The sequence below is a fragment of the Ensifer sp. NPDC090286 genome, from assembly GCF_044769565.1.
Classification (GTDB): Bacteria; Pseudomonadota; Alphaproteobacteria; order Rhizobiales; family Rhizobiaceae; genus Ensifer.
This window is the reverse complement of sequence record NZ_JBIVYF010000002.1, coordinates 193,972-206,660: the sequence shown is the minus strand read 5'-3', so window position 1 is coordinate 206,660 and position 12,689 is coordinate 193,972. Positions and strand designations below refer to the sequence as shown.

13 protein-coding genes are annotated in these 12,689 nt (G+C 64.4%); 6 read left to right on the top strand and 7 right to left on the bottom strand.

The features are described from left to right. Positions 1–175 precede the first annotated feature (175 nt). Both ACIQUG_RS11285 and ACIQUG_RS11280 read right to left on the bottom strand, forming a co-directional pair. Positions 176–1,879 carry an amidohydrolase gene (locus tag ACIQUG_RS11285; RefSeq protein WP_402321162.1) on the bottom strand — a complete coding sequence of 568 codons (1,704 nt, stop codon included), beginning with the start codon at positions 1,877–1,879 and terminating at the stop codon, positions 176–178. Positions 1,880–2,201: 322 nt separating this feature from the next. Beyond that, positions 2,202–2,612, bottom strand: coding sequence for a hypothetical protein (locus ACIQUG_RS11280; RefSeq protein ID WP_043611094.1), 411 nt, complete (start codon positions 2,610–2,612; stop codon positions 2,202–2,204). A 308-nt stretch (positions 2,613–2,920) separates the two neighbouring features. Here ACIQUG_RS11280 and ACIQUG_RS11275 point away from each other — a divergent pair, with 308 nt between their 5' ends. The 4 genes from ACIQUG_RS11275 to ACIQUG_RS11260 all read left to right on the top strand — a co-directional run bounded on the left by ACIQUG_RS11275 (position 2,921) and on the right by ACIQUG_RS11260 (position 5,708). After that, positions 2,921–3,619, top strand: coding sequence for an RNA polymerase sigma factor (locus ACIQUG_RS11275; RefSeq protein WP_402321157.1), 699 nt, complete (start codon positions 2,921–2,923; stop codon positions 3,617–3,619). An 88-nt stretch (positions 3,620–3,707) separates the two neighbouring features. Beyond that, the gene (locus tag ACIQUG_RS11270; protein WP_402321155.1) at positions 3,708–4,229 is read left to right on the top strand and encodes a DUF4142 domain-containing protein; all 522 of its coding nucleotides are present in this window, start codon (positions 3,708–3,710) and stop codon (positions 4,227–4,229) included. A gap of 8 nt (positions 4,230–4,237) precedes the next feature. Then, on the top strand, positions 4,238–4,552 hold the full coding sequence (locus ACIQUG_RS11265; RefSeq protein ID WP_402321152.1) for a cupredoxin family copper-binding protein: 315 nt from the start codon (positions 4,238–4,240) through the stop codon (positions 4,550–4,552). Positions 4,553–4,685: 133 nt separating this feature from the next. Further along, positions 4,686–5,708 (top strand): LLM class flavin-dependent oxidoreductase, encoded by a 1,023-nt coding sequence (locus ACIQUG_RS11260; RefSeq protein ID WP_402321149.1) that lies wholly within the window; start codon positions 4,686–4,688, stop codon positions 5,706–5,708. A gap of 119 nt (positions 5,709–5,827) precedes the next feature. Here ACIQUG_RS11260 and ACIQUG_RS11255 read toward each other — a convergent pair whose 3' ends face one another. The 5 genes from ACIQUG_RS11255 to ACIQUG_RS11235 form a co-directional block, all read right to left on the bottom strand. After that, positions 5,828–6,202, bottom strand: a complete 375-nt coding sequence (locus ACIQUG_RS11255) for a hypothetical protein (protein ID WP_402321146.1) — start codon at positions 6,200–6,202, stop codon at positions 5,828–5,830. Positions 6,203–6,314: 112 nt separating this feature from the next. After that, complete coding sequence (locus tag ACIQUG_RS11250; RefSeq protein WP_205236902.1) at positions 6,315–7,085, bottom strand: ABC transporter ATP-binding protein; 771 nt, start codon at positions 7,083–7,085, stop codon at positions 6,315–6,317. Positions 7,086–7,094: 9 nt separating this feature from the next. After that, positions 7,095–8,078 (bottom strand): ABC transporter substrate-binding protein, encoded by a 984-nt coding sequence (locus ACIQUG_RS11245; protein ID WP_402321142.1) that lies wholly within the window; start codon positions 8,076–8,078, stop codon positions 7,095–7,097. Between the two features lie 36 nt (positions 8,079–8,114). Further along, entirely contained in the window at positions 8,115–8,996 is an 882-nt protein-coding gene (locus ACIQUG_RS11240; RefSeq protein ID WP_402321139.1) for an ABC transporter permease, read from the bottom strand. Positions 8,997–9,005: 9 nt separating this feature from the next. Then, positions 9,006–10,358 (bottom strand): LLM class flavin-dependent oxidoreductase, encoded by a 1,353-nt coding sequence (locus ACIQUG_RS11235; RefSeq protein WP_402321137.1) that lies wholly within the window; start codon positions 10,356–10,358, stop codon positions 9,006–9,008. Between the two features lie 398 nt (positions 10,359–10,756). Between ACIQUG_RS11235 and ACIQUG_RS11230 the strand changes: the two genes are divergently transcribed. Together ACIQUG_RS11230 and ACIQUG_RS11225 are read left to right on the top strand one after the other, a co-directional pair. Next, entirely contained in the window at positions 10,757–12,118 is a 1,362-nt protein-coding gene (locus ACIQUG_RS11230) for a dicarboxylate/amino acid:cation symporter (RefSeq protein ID WP_402321134.1), read from the top strand. Between the two features lie 81 nt (positions 12,119–12,199). Further along, a complete protein-coding gene (locus ACIQUG_RS11225) occupies positions 12,200–12,658 on the top strand; it encodes an SRPBCC family protein (protein ID WP_402321131.1) in 459 nt (152 codons plus the stop codon). The last annotated feature ends 31 nt before the right edge of the window (positions 12,659–12,689 follow it).

Sequence of the window (12,689 nt, the reverse complement as noted above, 5' to 3'; positions counted from 1 at the left end):
TGAAGCGCAATTATTATGAATTTTCAGGCACTAAGCTAGTGCATCATGGACCCAACAAAAAATTCGGCCGGCGCAGGGAGCGCCGGCCGTGCGTGATCTGGATCGATGGGACGTCGCCACAAAAGGCTGCCGATCGACGTGTCCTCGCACGGCGACCGACCGCTTTCGCTCCCGATCACGGCCGGCGATAGACCTCGTTTCCGGCGAGATAGGTCGCCTCCACCTTGCGTTCGCGGATGGAACGGTCGAGCGGATCTGCGAGGGTGCCGTCGATCACGACGAAATCCGCCCACTTGCCGACGCTGATCGAGCCGATCTGAGCCCCCCAGGGCGTCATGTCGGCACCCGCCTGGGTGAGACCATGCAGGGCCTGGTCGAAGGTGACGGCCTGCTCAGGATGCCAGGGACCGTCACCCAAGCCAAATGGGCTTTCGCGGAAGACGGCGTCGTTGATCTGGGTGAGCGGGCTCAGCGGCGATGTCGGCCAATCCGAACCGAACACCAGCGGCACGCCGGCGTCGAGCATCGAATGCCAGACATAGGCCCGCGGCTCGCGATCGGTACCGATGCGTTCGGTGATGTACTTGCCGATCGTGCCGGTCGCATGGTTCGGCTGCATCGAGGCGACGACGCCGAGATCCTTGAAGCGCTGGATGTCCTTGGTCTCGACCACCTCGATATGCTCGATACGGTTCGGCTGCGGCCGCGGCACCGAGGCTTCGGCAAAGGCGTCGAGAACGAGACTGACGCCGCCGTCGCCAATCGCGTGCACCGCGGTCGGGAAGCCGTTTTCGTTCGAGGCCTTGATTGCCGCCGCCAGCTGCTCTTTGGTCTCGAAAGGCTTGCCCTTCCAGCCGTGCTGGTCGGAATAGTCCTCGTGCATGTAAGCGGTGCGCGTCGAGAGCACCCCGTCGATCACCGACTTGGTGTAGCCGAGCTTCAGCATCGGCCCCTTTACCTCCTGCTCGCCGGAATCGGCGGCAACCTTGTCGACCTCGTCGCGGTCCTTGACCGCGGCGGCAATCTTCTTCGGATCACCCTCGAAGAAGCCGTACCAGACGCGAAGCGGCATCTTCTTTTCGGAGAGGATCGCGGCATAGTCGTGCACGGCGGCGAGATCCGACATGTCGTTGACGCCGGTGATCCCGAGGCTGTTGGCAAACTTCATCGTTTCAAGCAGCGCTGCGCGCCGTTCCGTGTCGGTCGCCACCGGACGATGCTTCTCGACAAGATCGCCGGCCTTTTCGAGCAGGATGCCGCTCGGCTCGCCCTTGTCGTTCAAGAGCACCTGCCCGCCCTCTTCGACTTCCGACTTCGCGGTAACGCCACCCACTTCCAGCGCCTTGGAATTGACCCAGACGGAATGGAAATCGATATCGCGCAGGACCACCACCCGGTCCGGTACCACGGCGTCGAGGTCTTCCTTCGTCGGCAGCTTGCCCTCGCCGAGCGTGTAGTCCCAGCCGCCGCCCATCAGCCAGACGCCCTTCGGCAAGCGCTGATCGGCTTCCTTGATCTTTTCGAGCCAGGTCTTCTTGTCCGGGATGTAGGAGAGGTCGACGCCGGTCACCATGTCCATGCCGGATGTAAGATGGGTATGGCCGTCGATGAAGCCCGGGGTCACGGTCTTGCCGCCGGCGTCGATCATCTTGGTCTCGGCGTCGGCCAGCGCCTTGATCTCGTCGTTGCTGCCGATTGCGGTGAACTTGCCGTTCTCGATCGCGAAGGCCTGTGCCTTCGGCTTGCCCTGGTCGACCGTGCGCACGTCGCCGTTGAGCACGATCAGATCGGGTGCGGCCCAAACCGGTTGTGCCGTGCCGACCAGGATCGCCAGAGCGGACGTTGCACCCAAGGCGCGGGTTACTGCTGCCAATGTCATGAAATCCTCCTCCCGCGGCTGCATCCCTCCACCCCCGGCGAGCCGCGCGGCACCGGCGTTGAAGGGATGATGCTGCAAGTGGGGAGGATAACGATATACTCCCTCGGGCTAGGTTCGAGCGATGCCGCGCTAGAACGGCGCGGATCTGAAGCGACGAAGCGCGTGCCGATACAGCCCAGGCGGACAAGGTTCGCGATCCGGCGGCGCACAAAATCGTCACCCGGCGCGAAGGCGGGGGCCCGCGCCGCCCATAAAACAAGAGTTTAGGGAAGCTTCCGGCTGGCGCCCTGGCTTCCCCGGAGGCTGGCCGATCGGCGCAGCCTCAGCTGAAGAGCGCCTTCAGGCGCGGCCAAAGACCAATGGCCGCACGAACCCGCCGGGCGGCATAGGCGGCCCGAACGGAGCTGCCGAAATTGCAGTCGCAGACGATGTCGTGCAGTTGGTGGTCCGATATTTCGAAGAAGCGTTTTGCTTCACCGTAGCTGTCGTCTGCGAGCCCCGCGAGGCGCAATTGCGTATCCTCGAAGGCGACGGTCATGGGCGAACCGTTGACCTGCATGGCCTGGCGCGCGGCAGCGGTCGCGCGTTCAGTACCGGAAAGCGTGCCCAGCCGGCGATCGGGATTGCTTTCCAAGAGTTCGGCCCAACGCTGAAGCCGTTCCGTTCTCGTCATCGCGGGATCGGAACGAATTTCGGCGAGCGCTTGCAACTGTTCGATGGTTTGATGCTTCATCGTCGTCTCTCCTAGTGCGAAGATGCGACCGCGATACGCGCCCCTCCATACCGGGGTCGCCGTTCCTCAAACTCGCCGGAGGGAACCCCGGTTCCCTGTCGTGAGAAAAAAAGAGGACCTGCGATTACCGCCGCGCGAACGGCGCCAGGAGACCCAACTTCCGCTGGCGGAAATGCGCAAAATGCCGCCTCGAACAGCGGTCCTCACCGCTCCAGTCACACCCTATTTCGGTTGCCGCTCACGCGGCGTATGCTTTCTCGGGAACGTTGTTGCCCGATCCGCATCAAACGGTCGTTTGGAGGTGGATGATGAACGATGCACTGCTGACGAGGAGCACCACGGCGCAAGCGGACCATTTGACGGACGAGGCGCTCGTCGAGCGCGCGCTTGCCAGCGACCCGGAAGCCTTCCGGATCATCATGACCAGGCACAACCAGCGGCTTTTTCGCATCGCCCGCGCCGTCGTGCGCAACGACAGCATCGCCGAGGATGTGGTGCAGGAAGCCTATCTGCGCGCCTTCGAACACCTCGAGACGTTTCGCGGCGACGCCGGCCTCGCCACCTGGCTGCATCGCGTCGTGCTGAACGAGGCACTCGGACGCCTGCGCCGGTCGGCGACGCGCCGGGAGGTTCCGCTTGCGACGGACAGTGCAGGCGCCGAGATCGTACCCTTTCCCAATGCTGCGAACGCCGACGATCCGGAACGCAGCCTTGCGCAGCGGCAGATCCTGCGGCTGGTGGAAGAGGCGGCCGACGCCCTGCCGGAACCCTTCCGCCTGGTGTTCACCGCCCGGGTGATCGAGGCGATGAGCGTCGAAGAGACCGCAGCCCTGCTCGGCATCAACCCGAAGACGGTCAGAAGCCGCCTGCACCGGGCCCGCCAGCTTCTGCGCCAGCAGATCCATCGCCAGGTCGGCCCCGTACTTTTGAATGCCTTCCCCTTTGCCGGACGCCGTTGCGCCCGTTTGACGGAGGCGGTCATGAACCGGCTCGGACTTTCAGGCTGATATTTCCGGGAACCTTTGAAGGCGGCGCGCATCCAATGGGCGTGATCCATCAAGACCGGCGGCGATCGCCGCCGGAGAGGAGTTCCCGATGTACGCCCGCCTCACCTCAGCCCTCGCCATCGCCTGCCTCATGAGTGGCGCGACCCTTGCAGCCGGGACGAAGGTCACCGACCCCCAGATCGCCCACATCGCCTATACCGCCGGCGTCATCGATATCGAGGCCGCCAAGCAGGCCCTGAAAATCTCCAAGGACAAGGAAGTCATCAGCTTTGCCAAAGACATGCTGCGCGACCACGAGGCCGTCAACAAGCAGGCCCTCGATCTCGTCAAGAAACTCAAGGTGACGCCCGAGGACAACGATACCAGCCGCGCGCTGACGAAAGCGGCGACGCAAGAGCGCGAAAAGCTGGCGAAGCTCAGCGGCGCCGACTTCGACAAGGCCTATGTCGCCAACGAGGTGGCCTACCACAAGCAGGTCAATGGCGCGCTTGAGACGCTGCTCATTCCCTCCGCGAAGAATGCCGAGCTCAAGGACCTGCTGGAAACCGGCCTCAAGCTGTTCCAGGGGCACCAGCAACATGCCGAGCATGTCGCCGAGATGATGAAGTAGGCGGCGCCATGGTCCGAAAGCGAAGCCTTGGCGCGCTGTGCGGCCTGGCCCTGATGCTGACTGCGCCATCGGCGTGGGCGGAGACCATCCGGGTGACGATCGAAAAGCTCGTCTTTTCACCCGCCGAAATCAGCGCCGCCGTCGGCGACGTGATCGAGTGGGACAACAGGGACGTCATGGCGCACACGGCAACGGCCAAGGGTGATTTCGACATCGTGATACCACCGAAAAAGACCGCGACGCTCACCGTCACCAAGGCCGGAACCTTCGATTACATCTGCCGCTTTCACCCGAACATGAAAGCGCGACTCAAGGTGCAATGAAAGAGTTGAGGACGGCAGCGCGTGGTGATCCTCGCGCGCTGCCGTTCACGGCGAAGTCACCGGACGCCGTCTGTATCCGGAACCCGAATTGTGCCATGGAAGCGGCTGGTTCCATCGAGGAGGCGGTACGGCCATGAAGAAGATCGGTTTTCTTTCCTTCGGACACTGGACGCCCTCGCCCCAGTCGCAGACGCGATCGGCCGGCGACGCCCTGCTGCAGTCGATCGATCTCGCCGTTGCGGCCGAAGAACTCGGCGCAGATGGCGCCTATTTCCGCGTCCATCACTTCGCCCGCCAGCTCGCCTCGCCGTTCCCGCTTCTGGCGGCGGTCGGCGCAAAGACCAGCCGGATCGAGATCGGCACGGCCGTCATCGACATGCGCTACGAGAACCCGCTCTATATGGCCGAGGATGCGGGTGCCGCTGATCTCATTGCCGGTGGACGGCTACAGCTCGGGATCAGCCGCGGCTCACCGGAGCAGGTGATCGATGGCTGGCGCCACTTCGGCTACCAGCCAGGCGAAAGCGAGACTGAGAGCGACATGGCAAGACGGCACGCGGAAGTGCTGCTCGACGTCCTGCGCGGCGAAGGTTTCGCCGAACCCAATCCGCGACCGATGTTTCCCAACCCTCCCGGCCTGCTGCGCCTCGAGCCGCATTCGGATGGCTTGAGAGAGCGCATCTGGTGGGGCGCAAGCTCGAACGCCACGGCCGTCTGGGCCGCAAAGCTCGGCATGAACCTGCAAAGCTCGACGCTGAAGGACGACGAAACAGGCCTGCCATTCCACGTCCAGCAGGCCGACCAGATCCGGGCCTATCGCGAAGCTTGGAAGGCGGCGGGCCACACGCGCGAGCCGCGCGTGTCGGTCAGCCGCAGCATCTTTGCGTTGGTGGACGATCGCGATCGGATGTATTTCGGCGGCGGAAACAAGCAGGAAGACCAGATCGGCTTCATCGACGACAAGACGCGGGCGATCTTCGGGCGCAGCTACGCTGCAGCACCCGACGTGCTGGTCGAGCAACTGGCGAAGGACGAGGCGATCGCCGAGGCCGACACGCTGCTGCTGACGGTCCCTAACCAGCTTGGCGTCGAATACAACGCCCATGTGATCGAGGCGATCCTCAAGCATGTCGCGCCGGCGCTTGGTTGGCGCTAGCGCCAGCCGACGCGTCTCAAACGCCCGGCATCTGACATCCGGCAGCCGGTCGGAGGGGGCAGCCGGCCGGAGGTAGGTAGCGCGGCTCTAGAGCCGCGCCCCTTCCCTCAGTCGCCGGTTCAGGGAACCTGCGGCGGATGCGCGACGCCGAGGTAATAGTCGCCCTGTCCGCCGCTCTGATACTCACCCGTATAGCGCTGGCGCGCGTCACCCAGCGTGCGTGCCGGCGGGCGATAGATGTAATCCGGGGCCGGGTCGACATAGATGCTGCCGGTCGGCATCGGATCGACATAGACCTGCGGCTGCACGGGCTCGATATAGACCGGGCCGGGCGTGGGTTCGACATAATAGGGTTGCCCGTAGAGAACCCTGTTCTGGGTGCCCGGCGGATTGTGCGGATCGATACCGGTGTAGAAACCGTTGGCCATCGCCGGTGCTGCCGCGCCAAGGGCGAAGACGATTGCGGCGAATGACATTCCCTTCGAAAGCTTCATGGCGTTGCTCCTGTCTCGGCTCGGCATCCGGCATTCACCGGGCAGCGTCGCCCCGGTGAATGCCGCTTCCCCAAGATAACGCCCAGCCGCTGCAACCGTTCCGCAAGCGACCTCAATGCAGTCCGAAGATGCCGAGCAGTTCCTCGCGCTGGCGCACGAAGGCGCTGGCGCTGCGGTCGCGCGGCCGCGGCAGGTCGATCTCGATCAGCCGCGGTTCGCCGCCCTTTTCGCGCGGCAGGATGAGGATGCGGTCGGCGAGATAGATCGCCTCTTCGAGATCGTGCGTGACGAGCACCGTCGTCACGTCCTCGTCGCGCCAGATCCGCGCCAACTCCTGCTGCATGCTGATCTTGGTCATGGCGTCGAGCGCGCCCAGCGGCTCGTCGAGCAGCAGGATTTCCGGCTGGACGGCGAGCGCCCGGGCAATGCCGACGCGCTGCGCCATGCCGCCCGACAATTGCCGCGGATAGGCGCCTTCGAACTGTTGCAGGCCGACCAGCTGGACGTAGCGCCGCGCCCGCTCCCGCGCCTGCCCACGGGAAAGGCCACGCGTCTCCAACCCGAAGCCGACATTGTCGAGCACGGTCAGCCAGGGCAAAAGCCGCGGCTCCTGGAAGATCACTGCACGGTCGGTGCCGACGCCTCTGGTCAGCTTGCCGTCGATCAGCACCTCGCCGGCATCCGGATCCTCGAGACCCGCCAGCACCCGAAGCAGGGTCGTCTTGCCGGAGCCGCTGGCGCCGACGATGGCGAGCGTCTCGCCGGAGCGGATATGAAGGTTGATATCCCGAAGCACGGGCAGAGGAGCGCCGTTCAGGCGGTAGGTCTTGGAGAGGTGACGGATCGTCACCTCTCCGCGGCGAAGGTTCTGGGCAACACTCATGGAACGTCCTCAGTTGCTGGCCGTTGCGGCGTCGACGGCAAAGAGCACGTCCTTTGGCGTCAACTGGCCCTGCTTGAGCTTGCCCTCGCGCACCAGCACGTCGATCCAGAACTGGAGGTCACGCTCGACCGGCAGGCCGCCGGCCCGCACGCCATAGCCGCGGAAGTACTGGGCGATGTCGGGATTTTCGCCGCGGGCCTTCAGCGCCTTCGCCAGGATCTCCTTCGTTTCCTGCGGATGTTCGCGGGCATAGTCGAGCGCGCGGGCCGACTGCAGCACGAAGGTCTTTGCCGCTTCGGGATGCTCCTTCACGAAGTCGCGCCGCAGCACGACGAAGCCGCCGGCGATCTCGCCGAGCACGTCGGTGTCGTCGAAGATGGCGCGCAGGCCGCCGTTCTTGCGAGCCGCGCCTTCGAAGGTCGTCTGCCAATAGCCGAAGGCGGAGATATCCACCTGGCCGGAGCGCAGGACCTGCTCCAGCTGCGGGCCGGGAACGACGACCTGATTGGCCGCATCAGTCGGCAGGCCGACGGAATGCAGCGCCTCGCGGATCGTATAGTCGAGGTGAGCGCCGAGCGTGTTCACCGCGATGCTCTTGCCGGCGATGTCCTTGATGCTTTTGATCGGGCTGTCTTCCAGCACGTAGAAGATCGACTGCACCTCGTCGTTGATGCCGTTGGAGGGATAGGCGGCGACAAAGTCGTTGCCGCTGATGATCGAGTTCAGCACGGCCGAGGTTGCCGCGCTGCCGATCTCGACATCACCGGATGCAAGCGCGATCAGCGAAGCCGGCCCGCCCGTGGCAAAGCCGACGCTCTCGACCGTGATGCCGGTGCCGTCGAAATAGCCGAGTTCCTGCGCGAGTTCATGGGCCGACAGGCCGCCTTGGCTGGCGAGATAACGCAGTGTGACGGCGTCGGCGGCGGCGGCCGGCGCCGCAAGGCCAAGCGTGACGGCTGCCGAGAGAAGGAGATTGCGGGGATGGAAGGTCATCTTGATATCCTTTCGAAGGAGAACTGGTAGAGGCGGTCAGACGCTCGGCGCAGACCAGCGGCAGAGATTGCGCTGGATGAGAACAAGCAGCGCGTTGGCGGCGAGACCGAGCAGGGCAAGCAGCAGGATCGACGCAAACATCAGCGGGATCTGGAAGTTGTATTGGGCGTTCATCACCTGGAAGCCGATGCCCTTGTTCGCTCCGATCATTTCGGCAGCGATCAGAAGCAGCAGCGCGGTCGTCGCCGAGAGCCTAAGGCCGACGAAGATCGCAGGCACCGAGGCCGGCAGAACCACGCGGCGGAAGACCGCGAGCGAGCCGGCGCCATAGGTGCGAGCCATCTCGATCAGCTTCCTATCGACCTCCTTGACCCCGCCGATCGTCGACAACAGGATCGGAAACAGCGTCGCCCAGAAGATCACGAAGACCTTGGAGGTCTCGCCGAGGCCGAGCAGCAGGATGAAGACCGGATAGAGCGCCAGGGCCGAGGTCTGGCGGAAAAGCTGCAGGACGGGGTCGAGCGCCTGCTCCACCAGCCGAACCTGCCCCATGAACAGCCCGAGCGGAATACCGACTGCGACGGCAGCGGCAAAGGCAATGCCCGATCGCTGCAGGCTGATGGCGATATCGTCGAGCAGCGCGCCGCCGGCGATGCCGTCCCAAAGGGCGGCCAGGATCACATCGAGCGGCGGAAAGACCGCCGCGTTGACCCAGCCGACGGTGCTTGCAACCTGCCAGAAGGCCAGAAACGCAAGCACGAGACCGTAGCGGGCGACGATCGCGCCGAGCAGGCGGCGCCAGCGCGGCACGCTGTTCGGCCGGGACTGCACGGGCGGCGTGGAACTTTTGGTGGAAGCTTCACGACGCGCGGTCGCAAAGCCTGCCGCAAGCGAAGGGTTGATGGTTTCATAGGACATGGCAACACCTCACTCTGCTGCCTGAACGGCCGACCGGGCGGCAGTCCAGCGGTTGACGGGTACGGGCAGGCCGAGGTTTTCGCGCAGCGTCTTGCCCTCATAGGCGGTGCGGAACAGGCCGCGACGCTGCAATTCCGGTATCACCAGTTCGACGAAGTCGTCGAGCGCCGTCGGGAACCATGGCGGCAGGATGTTGAAGCCATCGGCGGCTTCGTTCTCGAACCATTCCTGCAGGGTATCGGCGATTTGTCCCGCCGTTCCGACGATCGTGTAGTGGCCGCGCGCCGACGCGATCCACTGATAGAGCTGGCGAATGGTGAAGTTGTTTTCGTCGGCGATCTGGCGGATCAGCGCCTGGCGGCTCTTCATCCCCTCGGTCGGCGGCGCCGGCGGCAACGGCCCATCGAGATCGTAGCCACGAAGATCGAGCGTTCCGCCCGTCAGGCCGTTGAGCAGGCCGATGCCGTCCTCCTCGACGATGAGCGAGGTCAGCCGTTCGTATTTCTCCCGCGCCTCAGCTTCCGTCCGGCCGACGAAGGGCGAGACGCCGGGCATGACCAGGATATGGTCCGGGTTACGGCCAAGGCCGCGGGCGCGGGCCTTGATGTCGCGATAGAATTCCTGCGCCGTTTCGATGTGCTGATGCGCCGTGAAGATCACCTCCGCGGTGGCGGCGGCAAGGCCGCGGCCATCCTCGGACTGGCCGGCCTGGACGATGACGGGATGTCCCTGCGGCGAGCGTGAAATGTTGAGCGGGCCGCGGACCTTGAAATGCTCGCCGCGGTGATCCGTGTCGTGCAGCTTGCCCGGATCGAAGAAGACGCCCGTTTGCTTGTCGCGGATGAAGGTATCGTCCTCGAAGCTGTCCCAGAGCTTCCTGACGACATCGACATGCTCGGCCGCGCGCCGGTAGCGCTCGGCGTGCGGAAGTTGGGTGTCGCGGTTGAAATTCTGCGCCGTCGGATCGCCCGTGGTCGTCACCACGTTCCAGCCGGCGCGCCCGCCGGAGATCAGGTCGAGCGAGGCGAACTTGCGCGCTGTGGTATAGGGCTCCTCATAGGTCGTCGACGACGTCGCGATGAAGCCGAGATGGGTGGTGAGCGGCGCCAGCGCTGAAAACAGGGTCACGGGCTCGAAACCGGCAACACGGGCATTGCCGCCCTCTCGCGCGCCACCGAAGCCGATCGCCAGACCGTCGGCAAGAAAGTAGGCGTCGAACAGACCACGTTCGGCGGTCAGCGCCAGCTGCTTGTGAAACTCGAAACTGGTCGCCCCGTCGGCGGGCTGGTCGGGATGGCGCCAGGCTGCGATATGCTGCCCGCCGCCGGGAAGAAAGGCTCCAAGCCGGATCTTGCGTGTCATCTCAATCCTCTCCTGTTCTCGCTTTAAACTCGAGGAGATCGCCCTGCCGAGGGCGAAGCGCACAAGGCGCTCCGCAACACGCGGCGAACTCCGGCCACGACAGACAGGCTACATTATACACTATTTTTATAGAGAAAGGAGATTTCAATGAGGCGCGGCGAGATTGAAATGTTTTTCGTCAGTTCGCCCGGTTTGGAGATCGATGACCGCTTCGCCGTCCCTGGAGGCAAACTGGCCGCAGCGAGCGTGCGCGGTTGATCGGGGAAAATATTCCACTTGGAATAGTTTTCGAGCCAAAGGGTTTCTTATCTCGACCAGAATACTCGCCTATTTTTCGGGCACTTGCGGCGGCCATTGCCTAAAAAGGTGGCCGCTGCCACACAATGAGAGTGAAAGACGTGTCCCAAGCAACCACCCAATCCTCACCAAAGCCGATCTATGCCTCCTTCGGCTTCCAGGTCCTGGCGGCCATGGTCATCGGCCTGCTGCTCGGCCTCATCGCCCGCAACATGGGCGTCGATGCCAGCGGCAATGCCAACTGGCTGACGGTCACCCTGCAGACGATCGGCTCGATCTTCGTCCAGCTTCTGCGCGCGCTGGTGCCGCCGCTCGTCTTCACCGCTATCGTCGCGTCGATCGCCAATCTGGCGACGTTGCAGAATGCCGCCAAGCTGGTATGGCAGACGCTGCTCTGGTTCGCGATCACGTCGCTCATCGCCGTGGTCATCGCGATTGCCCTCGGCCTGATCATTCAGCCGGGCGTGGGTTCAGCCGTTTCGCAGGAAGCTGCCAAGGCGCCCTCCTATTCCGGCTCGTGGCTCGATTTCCTCAAGGGCCTCGTGCCCGCCAACATGCTCGGGCTTGAAGCCAGCACCAAGGTCACTGACACGGGTGCCACCACCTCGCTCAATTTCAACGTGCTGCAGATCCTCGTCGTTTCGATTGCCGTCGGCGCCGCTGCACTGAAGGTGGGCGACGCCGCCAAGCCGTTCCTCGCCTTCAACCAGTCGCTGCTTGCGATCGTGCGCAAGGTCCTCTGGTGGGTCATCCGGCTGACGCCGATCGGCACGATCGGCCTGCTCGGCCGCGCCGTCGCCCAATACGGCTGGGAAACGCTGGCGCAGCTCGGCTGGTACACCGCTGCCGTCTATATCGGCCTTGCGATCGTGCTCTTCGTCGTCTACCCGGCGCTGCTCGTTGGTCACGGCCTGAAGCCCTCGCGCTTCTTTGCCGGCGCCTGGCCGGCGATCCAGCTCGCCTTCGTTTCGCGCTCCTCCGTCGGCACTCTGCCCGTCACCGAAACGGTGACCGAAAAGAGCCTCGGCGTGCCGCGCGAATATGCCGCCTTCGCCGTACCGCTCGGCGCCACGACCAAGATGGACGGCTGCGCCGCGATCTATCCGGCAATCTCGGCGATCTTCATCGCGCAGTTCTTCGGCCTGCCGCTCGGCATCCAGGAATATGTGCTGATCGTCTTCGTCTCGGTGCTCGGCTCCGCCGCCACCGCCGGCCTCACCGGCGCGACCGTCATGCTGACGCTGACGCTTTCGACGCTCGGCCTGCCGCTCGAAGGCGTCGGCCTGCTGCTCGCCATCGACCCGATCCTCGACATGGGTCGCACGGCGGTCAACGTCGCCGGCCAGGCGCTGGTGCCGACGATCGTCGCCAAGCGCGAAGGCATTCTCGACGAGACCGTCTACAACGGCGACAAGGTGCTCGACGACCTGGAACCGCTTGGCGTCGCTGCACGCGCGGCCTGACGGCATGAAACGACGCATGCGGGCCGCAAGGCCCGCATGCCGTGTTATACTTCAGGCGTTCCGCCTGTTGAGGGATCGGCGATGTCGTCGACCAATTTTCACCTCGTCACCGAATGGACGATCGCCTCCCCGCTTGAAGACGTGTGGCGTGAACTCAGCACGCCGGAGCGCTGGCCCGAGTGGTGGCCGTCGGTGAAACAGGTGACGTTGCTGCAACCGGGTGACGAGCGCGGTGTCGGCGCCGTCAGGCGTATGCGCTGGTCGACGGCGCTGCCCTACGAACTGGTCTTCGACATGGAAGCCACGAGGGTCGAACCACCCCTCTTGATCGAAGGCCGGGCCTTGGGCGAACTCGACGGCATCGGCCGCTGGACGCTGCAAGGCGACGGCAGCGCGTGCCGGGTTCGCTATGACTGGATCGTGGCGGTCACGAAGCCCTGGATGGTTCGGCTTTCCTTCATCCTCAGGCCCGTCTTCCGCTGGAACCACGGGGTAGTGATGGAGCGTGGACGCCGCGGTCTTCTGAAACGGCTGGCCTAAGGCAACGGCGGGCACATTCCGGAAAGGCGCG

What these genes read in the sequence shown, in the direction of transcription:
- ACIQUG_RS11285 (WP_402321162.1), bottom strand. Translation starts at nt 1,879, where the DNA reads ATGACATTGGCAGCAGTAACCCGCGCCTTGGGTGCAACGTCCGCTCTG.
- ACIQUG_RS11280 (WP_043611094.1), bottom strand. Translation starts at nt 2,612, where the DNA reads ATGAAGCATCAAACCATCGAACAGTTGCAAGCGCTCGCCGAAATTCGT.
- ACIQUG_RS11275 (WP_402321157.1), top strand. Translation starts at nt 2,921, where the DNA reads ATGAACGATGCACTGCTGACGAGGAGCACCACGGCGCAAGCGGACCAT.
- ACIQUG_RS11270 (WP_402321155.1), top strand. Translation starts at nt 3,708, where the DNA reads ATGTACGCCCGCCTCACCTCAGCCCTCGCCATCGCCTGCCTCATGAGT.
- ACIQUG_RS11265 (WP_402321152.1), top strand. Translation starts at nt 4,238, where the DNA reads ATGGTCCGAAAGCGAAGCCTTGGCGCGCTGTGCGGCCTGGCCCTGATG.
- ACIQUG_RS11260 (WP_402321149.1), top strand. Translation starts at nt 4,686, where the DNA reads ATGAAGAAGATCGGTTTTCTTTCCTTCGGACACTGGACGCCCTCGCCC.
- ACIQUG_RS11255 (WP_402321146.1), bottom strand. Translation starts at nt 6,202, where the DNA reads ATGAAGCTTTCGAAGGGAATGTCATTCGCCGCAATCGTCTTCGCCCTT.
- ACIQUG_RS11250 (WP_205236902.1), bottom strand. Translation starts at nt 7,085, where the DNA reads ATGAGTGTTGCCCAGAACCTTCGCCGCGGAGAGGTGACGATCCGTCAC.
- ACIQUG_RS11245 (WP_402321142.1), bottom strand. Translation starts at nt 8,078, where the DNA reads ATGACCTTCCATCCCCGCAATCTCCTTCTCTCGGCAGCCGTCACGCTT.
- ACIQUG_RS11240 (WP_402321139.1), bottom strand. Translation starts at nt 8,996, where the DNA reads ATGTCCTATGAAACCATCAACCCTTCGCTTGCGGCAGGCTTTGCGACC.
- ACIQUG_RS11235 (WP_402321137.1), bottom strand. Translation starts at nt 10,358, where the DNA reads ATGACACGCAAGATCCGGCTTGGAGCCTTTCTTCCCGGCGGCGGGCAG.
- ACIQUG_RS11225 (WP_402321131.1), top strand. Translation starts at nt 12,200, where the DNA reads ATGTCGTCGACCAATTTTCACCTCGTCACCGAATGGACGATCGCCTCC.